At 67.4% G+C, this 7,938-nt stretch carries 6 protein-coding genes; 1 reads left to right on the top strand and 5 read right to left on the bottom strand.

Annotated features, from left to right (window positions below):
- From MJD61_02095 to MJD61_02075, 5 genes are all read right to left on the bottom strand, one after another.
- On the bottom strand, nucleotides 1-451 hold a 451-nt coding region (locus MJD61_02095), incomplete at its 3' end, for a GNAT family N-acetyltransferase (protein MCG8554070.1).
- Nucleotides 448-1,761, bottom strand: coding sequence for a diaminopimelate decarboxylase (gene lysA / locus MJD61_02090; protein MCG8554069.1), 1,314 nt, complete (start codon nucleotides 1,759-1,761; stop codon nucleotides 448-450). The genes lysA and MJD61_02095, both read right to left, overlap by 4 nt.
- On the bottom strand, nucleotides 1,754-3,208 hold the full coding sequence (gene argH / locus MJD61_02085) for an argininosuccinate lyase (protein MCG8554068.1): 1,455 nt from the start codon (nucleotides 3,206-3,208) through the stop codon (nucleotides 1,754-1,756). Before argH ends, lysA begins: the two co-directional genes overlap by 8 nt.
- Nucleotides 3,209-3,441: 233 nt before the next feature.
- Nucleotides 3,442-5,727: an HAD-IC family P-type ATPase gene (locus MJD61_02080; GenBank protein MCG8554067.1), complete on the bottom strand. Its 2,286-nt coding sequence runs from the start codon at nucleotides 5,725-5,727 to the stop codon at nucleotides 3,442-3,444.
- A 61-nt stretch (nucleotides 5,728-5,788) separates the two neighbouring features.
- Nucleotides 5,789-6,511 (bottom strand): lytic transglycosylase domain-containing protein, encoded by a 723-nt coding sequence (locus MJD61_02075; GenBank protein ID MCG8554066.1) that lies wholly within the window; start codon nucleotides 6,509-6,511, stop codon nucleotides 5,789-5,791.
- Between the two features lie 134 nt (nucleotides 6,512-6,645).
- On the opposite strand from MJD61_02075, the gene MJD61_02070 reads away from it, so the two are divergent.
- Nucleotides 6,646-7,695, top strand: a complete 1,050-nt coding sequence (locus MJD61_02070) for an AraC family transcriptional regulator (GenBank protein ID MCG8554065.1) — start codon at nucleotides 6,646-6,648, stop codon at nucleotides 7,693-7,695.
- The last annotated feature ends 243 nt before the right edge of the window (nucleotides 7,696-7,938 follow it).

Here is a 7,938-nt window from a genome sequence, read left to right as displayed (position 1 = left end):
GATGCGACAAGCCCATCACGGCGATGCGCTGACCGCCGTGTTGCGCTCTGGCGATGAAACGCCAGCCGAGTCGCGCAACCAGCTTCGGGTGGCAGGCCGCAACATAAAGGCGCCGATTGCCTAGCCGCCAGCCTAGCTCGGTCGCCGCGGCAACCAACTGACTGCCGATGCCATGACGACGATAACCGCGCCGGACCACCAGCCCGGAGACCCACGGCGAAAGATGTGTGTAGGCTCGCAAGCTCTTGGGGCTGAGGGCTACCGTTCCGACGGGTTCCTTGCCCCGCAATGCGATCAACGTCAGCGGCAACTTGTGACGCTGAAGGCGCGCCTCGACATAGCTCTTGGGATTGCGCACCGAAAAGAACCCAGGCCACTCCTCGCGCAACCAGTCCGCAACCTGCGAGACGAACCCCGGATGATCGCACAACAGCTCCACGCTGGTCTTCATGGGATGCTCACGCTAGAAGACATCTCGCCTCGCCACGTGTCTTCGATGGTCTCGCGCGCGCGAATCAGCTGCATCAAGTTGGCGTCAACCATCACCTCGGGCGCTCGTGGACGCCCATTGTAGTTGCTCGCCATGGAAGCTCCATACGCCCCAGCACCCCGGATAGCGAGCAGGTCCCCCCTCCGCAGGGGCGGCAGCGGTCGCGCCAGCGCCAGAAAATCGGCGGTCTCGCATACCGGACCAACCAGGTCGGCGGGGGCGCGGCCCGCTCGGGGGTCCGGCTCGGTGACGGGCAACACCGCGTGGTAGGCTTGGTAGAGTGCCGGCCGAATCAGCTCGGTCATGGCGGCGTCCACTACCACGAAGCGCTTCCCCGCCTGCTCCTTCACGTACAGCACGCGGGTCAGCAGGACCCCTGCGTCACCCACGAGCGCGCGACCCGGCTCGACCGCGATTTCAAGATTCAAGCCGGCTGCGCCGCCTCGCTCGACGCCCCGTCGAATGGCCTGCCCGAAATCCGCCGGCGGGTGTATGCGCTCGACCTCATCACCGTAGCGAATCGGCCAACCGCCTCCGGCATCGAGCAGGCGCAACCTCGCCCCCGCCCGAGCACACTCCGCAGCGAACGAAGCGGTGATCGCTACCGCGTCCTCGATAGGCGCCGGCGACCGGCACTGGGAACCCACGTGGCAGCCAAGACCCACAAGACTCAGGTGGGGGCTGGCGAGGATGCGCGGCAACAACGAACGCGCGATCGGAAGCTCCAGACCGAACTTGTTGTCGTGCAGACCGGTCGCGATGTAGGGGTGGGTCTCGGAGTCCACGTTGGGATTGACCCTGAGCGCAACCGGAGCGCGTGCTCCCAGCTCATGCGCAACGCCTTCGAGCGCGTCGAGCTCCGGTGCGCTCTCCACGTGAATCGAACGCACCCCGGCGCGCAAGGCGGCTCGCAGCTCGGTATCCGTCTTGCCGACACCGCTGAAGAGGATACGCGCAGCCGGTACGCCGGCCGCAAGGACCCGGGCGAGCTCTCCCCCGGAGACGATGTCCATCCCACAACCGGCGCGCCCGAGACGCCTCAGGATCGACAGGTTGCCGTTCGCCTTGACGGCGTAAGCCACCAGGTGCGGCGTCGTCTCGAGCGCAGCATCAATGGCCGCATAGGCGTCGTCCATGGCGGCGCCGCTGTAGACATAGCTCGGGGTACCGAAGCGGCGCGCAAGCTCATCGAACGGCACCGCTTCCGCGCACAGCGAGCCGCCACGGTAGGCGAAGAAGCGCTCGTCGAGCCGCTGAGCGGGCCTATTCACGCGCCGGGCCGGTCGCCACGGCTGTCGTGACCCCGAACGACGCCGCAACGCGCTCCGGATCGAGTCCGCGCGCCCGCAAGCGCCGGGCGAGGGCCTCGATCTCGTCGTGCACCCGTGCGCGCGCCGGGCCGCCGGTCTGCGCTCTGCGTTCCACGGCCGCTTCGACGTCGAGCACCTCGCGGACGTCTTCGGCGAAACCCGCGTGCTCGGCCTCGAGCTCCGCAACAGACAGCTCGTCGAGCTGCCGGCCGCTCGCCTGAGCACGCGCCACCAGGCGCCCAACTATCCGATGCGACTCTCTGAAGGGCACGCCCTTGGCGGCCAAGTGGTCGGCCAGATCCGTGGCGAGCAGCCAGCCGTCTTCAGCGGCTTGGCGCATCCGGTTCGCATCGAACTGTGCGCCGGCCAAGGCACCAGCCAGGACTTTTAGGCATGCATCCACCGTGTCGAAAGCGTCGAACACCGGCGGTTTGTCTTCCTGCAGATCACGATTGTAGGCGAGCGGAAGTCCCTTCATCAAGACGAGCAGAGCCACGAGATCACCCACCACGCGGCCACACTTGCCGCGCACCAGCTCGGCGATATCCGGGTTCTTCTTCTGAGGCATCATCGAAGAGCCGGTCGTGAACGCGTCGCTCATCTGCACGAAACCAAACTCCTGACTGCTCCATACGACGAGCTCCTCGCCGATACGAGACAGATGCACCGCACAGATGGCGAGCGCCGCCGTCGCTTCGATCAGGAAATCCCGGTCGCCCACGGCATCCAACGAATTGTGGCTCACCTCGCCAAATCCGAGCTCTTTGGCCGTCTGCTCTCGGTCGAGTCCGAACGATGTGCCCGCCAACGCGCCCGATCCCAAGGGCGAGGCATCCATGCGGCGCGCCGCGTCCAGCAGGCGCGAGCGGTCGCGGCTCAACATCTCGGCCCAGGCGAGAAGGTGATGCGCGAGGCGGATGGGCTGCGCGCGCTGCAGGTGGGTGTAGCCGGGAAGCAGGACGTCGAGCGTGTCGCCCGCACGGCGAGCAATCACGCACAGCAGCTGGTCTATTCGGAGCGCGCTGCCCTCACAGGCCTGGCGCGACCACAGCCGTAGATCGGTAGCCACCTGGTCGTTGCGACTACGTCCGGTGTGCAATCGCGCACCCGCCGAGCCAATGCGCGCGGTCAAGGCTGCTTCGACGTTCATGTGCACGTCCTCATGCGCCGGATCCCACACAAGGCGATCCTGTTGCGCCTCGCAGGCAAGCTCCTCGAGACCCTGGATCATGCGATCCGCATCTTGCTGGCTCACTATGTTCCGCGCACCGAGCATGCGAGCGTGAGCTATGGAACCGCGAATATCGTGCTGCGCGAGGCGCCGGTCCACATCCACGCTGGCGCTGAAACGCGCGGCGCTCTGCGCCAGGTCGCTGGTGAAACGCCCACCCCATGGTTTGTCGCTCATCTCCGACGCTCCTGCCGAGTGCCCTTCTGAAACCTGCCGGACCTCTTGCCCGCATCGGTCACCAGCCTCCGGCCCAATCGGCCGATCCGCCCGCGCAAACAGCCGCGTCCTCGTCTCAGCGTCCTCAACATAGTGTCGACTATGCCTCCGGCGCTTCGACTGCCGATCGGCCGCTATCACGGGCACATCGACCGATCGGGCTCGAAGTTGGTGACCGGTGCAGGCTAGCGCGCTCAGCTGGGCGCAGGCAACCTGAGCGCCACGCGCCCGAGCAGCCTGGCGCCCACGCGCGCGGCATGCGTATCGGTTAGCGCCGCGAGCAATGCGGCCGCAGCAGGTGTGAGCACTCCGACACCGGCAGCCGTCAGAGCCAGGACGAAACTCCCGAGCGCTGTACGTACGGCGCGCTGCGCCTCGTTTCTAGCAAGACGCGCGATCCACAGGGCCGCAGCAGCGTCCCTGAAGTCGGTGCTGACCAGCGCGATAGCGTGCTCGCCTGCCGCCCCGCCCGCCGCGCCCAGCACGATGGGAACCTCCGCTGCCGCCAGCGCGGCATCGTCCGTGCCCGGATGGCCGAACGCCGCCACCCGATCCCCAGTGCTTCCGAGCCTGGTTACTTCCTGGGCGCGCTCTTCGGGAAGCAGCTCTGCCTTGACGTGGGCTACGTCCAGCCCCCTGCCAAGGGCTTCGACCGTGCCTCGCTGATCACCGGACAGCAACACCACCTCGATGCCCAGGTCCAACATGCGCTGGATGGCCGCGCGAGCCCCGGGCCGTACCGGATCGTGCAAACTCAGCACTGCGCGAAGTTGGCCGCCCAGCGCGACGAAGAGCGAAGTGTCGCCGCTCGCTTCGAATCGGACCGCCTCGGCATCTGCCATGGCGACGCTGACTCCCTCGTCGAGCAGCAAGCGGCGATTGCCCACGATGAGCTCCTCACCACCGGGCGCAAGCGCGGTGAGACCCCGCCCAGGCAGGACGTTTACGCGTCGTACTGCGGTAGGCGTGACGCCGCGACGCTCGGCGAAGCGTAAGATCGCCATGGCAATAGGCTGCCCCCTCGCCTCTGCCTCGGCTGCGGCCGCGAGCGCGACGATCTCGTCGGCGTCGGCCCCGTGCAGCGCTAGCAGCTCGGCCACCTCGGGCTTTCCCTTGGTCAAGGTGCCGTGAGGGAAGATCGCAGCCACGGACACGAGCCCTGCGCGTTCGAGCGCTCTGGCGTCTTGAAACACGATGCCTCGCAGGCCAGCCGCGGCACCGGCTGCAACCAGCGATACCGATGTTCCGGAGCGAAGCGCCGAAAGCGGCGCGGCTATCAGTACGGCGGCGGCGCTGCAAAGGGGCGTGCTGAAACCAGCGGGTTCAACGACCAGCCATATGCTCGCCGCTGCAAGCCATACGAGCGCCCCTCCCCACCTCGCCAATTGGTACGCGCGCTGGGCGACGACGGCGCCGTCGCGAGCTGCGCCATCGCCGTAGCGCTGCGGCCGCACGAGCGCTCGCTGCGGGCCGACCCGAGTCGCCATGACCCGCACCGCCCCCGATACAATGCGAGCGCCTGCAAGGAGCGGGTCGCCCTGCTTCCGTGGCACGGGAGTGCTCGCTCCCGGGTGAAGCAGAGCCAGCGCCCCGCCGGCCTTCACCACCCCGTCCACAGCTACCACGTCACCCTCGAGTGCGACGATCTCCTGACCCGTCCGCAAGGACTCCGCGGGCACCGGCCGGAGCTCGGTGTCGCTGGAAGCCATGCCCGCAACGGCGGGAACTCGCGCGGTGGACGGGAGCTGTTCCACTACGCTGGCAAGCGTCCGGGCCACGGGCCTGTTGCAGCGCCGCTCGAGCCACAATCGGGCGGCCAGCAGCAGCGCGGCAGCCGAAGCACCCTCGAGACCCCACCACGAACCGTGCCCCTCGAGCAACACCAGGTAGCTACCCAACGCGGCCGCCACCACCCCACCCGGAGCCGCTGCCCAACCGAGCCAGCCAAGGTCCGGCCGAGCAGGCCACGTATTGTAGAGCACGAGCGCTGCGGACAGGGCGGACAGGCTCGCCGAAACGACCGCACCCCCGGCAACAAGCCCTGGCCAGGCAGCCACGGCTGCCCCCAGCGCCGAGATTGCGGCCGCCCAGATCCCGGCGGGCGTCATGATCTTGAGCCCGACGGCAAGTCCCGGCGCTGGACCCGGCGAAAGGACGTTCTTGCGGGTGGAACGCGGCCCGGCGGTGCCCGGAGCTTCCGTGGATCGGCGGTCGGCAGAAGCTCGCGGCCCAGCTCCGTCGTCGGGGCCAGCAGCCGCCTGCGACGCGGCTTCAGGCACCTGGCCCGCCGCACTACCGGCCCAGCGTTCGCCCTCGCGATAACGCTGGCGGCAGCCGGCGCTGCACAGGTAACGAAAACCGTCCTGCAGGAGCAGGACGGCGCCGGCACGCAGGGAATCGACCGGTTTGCCGCAAGCGGCGCAAGGGACCTCCGGGCCCTTCGGACAGTCCCTGGGTAGCCTGGATAGCCGCTTTGTCACCGACCATTTGACGCGTGGTTGAGTCGAGCTCGACACGATGCGGACTACTAGCCGTCAGCGCCTAGAGGGGACGCTGCTGGAAGGCCCGCATGGCGCCAAGCACCCGGCGCACGTAACGCCGCGCATGCTCCGGCATGGGAAGGCCGTCCCGGAGACGCTGCCCGACACGCCCCGGACCCCGATTGTAGGCGGCCAGCGCCAGGTGCTCGCGGCCGTCAAAGCGCTTGAGCAAAGTCGACAGGTAGTAGGTCCCGGCGTCGATGTTGAAGTCTGGATCGTAGGGATCGTAGTCGCGATCCAGCTGCCTGGCCAACGCCTTGCCCGTGCTCGGCATGATCTGCATCAGCCCCCTCGGTCCCCGGCGGCCCCGCGCCTTGTGCTGGAACCGGCTCTCCACCCATATGACGCCATTGACCAAGCTGGGCTCCACACCATGACGATCGGCGGCTCGGCGCACAATCGCCTGCACGTAACGAATGCGAGCTACATCGGCTTGGTTCCAGGGGGGGGGAAGCTCGGCCTCCGGGTCCAGCGCCACCGACTGAGGCCCGTGATGAGGCGCGCTGATCGGTGCCGGGTAGGCGCTGGAACCGGTACAGCCGCACAGCAGCGCTGCGAGACACCAAGACAGGCGCTGCCCGGTGCTGCGATCGCGCAGCCATGTACTCGCCCGCAGGCTCGCGGCGGCGGTAGCAGGCACCCGGGAGCGCCGCTCACGCTGCTTTGGCTCGGCGCACACGCCCGGTTCGAAGTTGCGGCGCTGGATACTGCTGTGGCCTGACACGCGTCCTCACCATCGCTGGTTACGAGCACGTCTATTATGCGTCACCCGGCGGGACTGGCCAACAAAGCAGGGCTATCCAGCAGACCGAGACTGGACGGTTCCCCGCGAGCGGGTAACCTCAACCAAGGGCCGCGATGGACTCCGTAGCCACCACCATGACCGCATCGAGCCGGGCCGTCCTTCGATGGTGCCAAAGGCTCGGTGTAGACACCGCGCCCATGTTGAGCACCGTCGGCATCGACCAGGACACCATCATGGACGCGGACGCCCGTATCCCGCTCACGAAGGCCGTGGCCCTGCTCGAGGAGGCCCAACGGATCACCAAGGACCCGGCCCTCGCACTGCACGCTGCAGAGATGCTTCAGTTCGGCGCCTACAAGGTCGTCGACTACTTGGCGTTCACGAGTCGGACGGTCGGGGAGGGGCTGGAGAAGCTCGCGCGCTACTTCCCGATCGTGAACGCCGGCGCTGCCTTCGAGATAGACGACCGCGACGAGCACGAAATCGCGTTCCGCCTCAAGAGCAACCATCCAGGCGCGGCGGCACGGACGCACGCGGAATATGCACTGTCCTTGGTGGCGTTGCGGTGCGGCAAGGCCATCGGGCACCCGCTTCCGCTCGCGCGGGTGGAGTTCGCGTTTGCCGAGCCTGCTGACACGAGCGAGTACGAGAGGGTCTTCTGCTGCCCTGTCCACTTCGGAATGGTACACAACCAGCTGGTGCTGCCGAGGCCCAGCTGGAGCACGCTGACCCCACAGGCCGATCCCGGAATCTACGAGCTTCTGGAGGATCATGCTCGCAGCCTCTTGAAGGCACTTCCCGTTCCGCACAGCTTCCTGGACCAAGTGCGCATAGCCGTGGCCGAAGAGCTTCGCGGAGGCGACCTTGCGCTCGACCATATCGCGCGCAAGCTTGGACTCAGCAGCCGCACACTGCAGCGGCGTCTACAAGAGGAAGACGTGACCTACGCCGGCCTGTTGGACAAAGCGCGCTGCGAGGCCGCGGAAAGCTACCTGCGCCAGGAGGGCATCGCCTTGTGCGAGGTCAGCCACCTGCTGGGCTTCTCGGACCAGAGCGCCTTCAACCGAGCCTTCAAGCGCTGGACCGGAGCTACGCCGCGCGCGTATCGGCTGGGCCGAGCGTCGGCGCGTCGCGCCACGCTACCAGCAACGCGCGGGACCTAAGGGCCCGCGGAAGAATAACCCATCCATTTCGCCGGTTCTGACCACCGCTGGCTAATGTTGCTCCTCCTCGAAGTATCCCCAATACTCCTCGTCGTCGCGCCTCGCCAGCGGCGCCCAGTCCTCACCGAAACACACGAGTTTTCTTCCGCGGGCCCTAAGGGCTCGCCAGCGGCGCCCAGTCCTCACCGAAACACACGAGCTATTCTTCCGCGGGAGCTAACCAAGTGTCGATTCGGGCCAACG

The sequence above is a fragment of the Pseudomonadota bacterium genome (genome assembly GCA_022361155.1).
Lineage (GTDB): Bacteria > Myxococcota_A > Polyangia > Polyangiales > JAKSBK01 > JAKSBK01.
The sequence above is the reverse complement of the archived record's forward strand: the minus strand, read 5'-3'. Positions and strand labels throughout refer to the sequence as shown.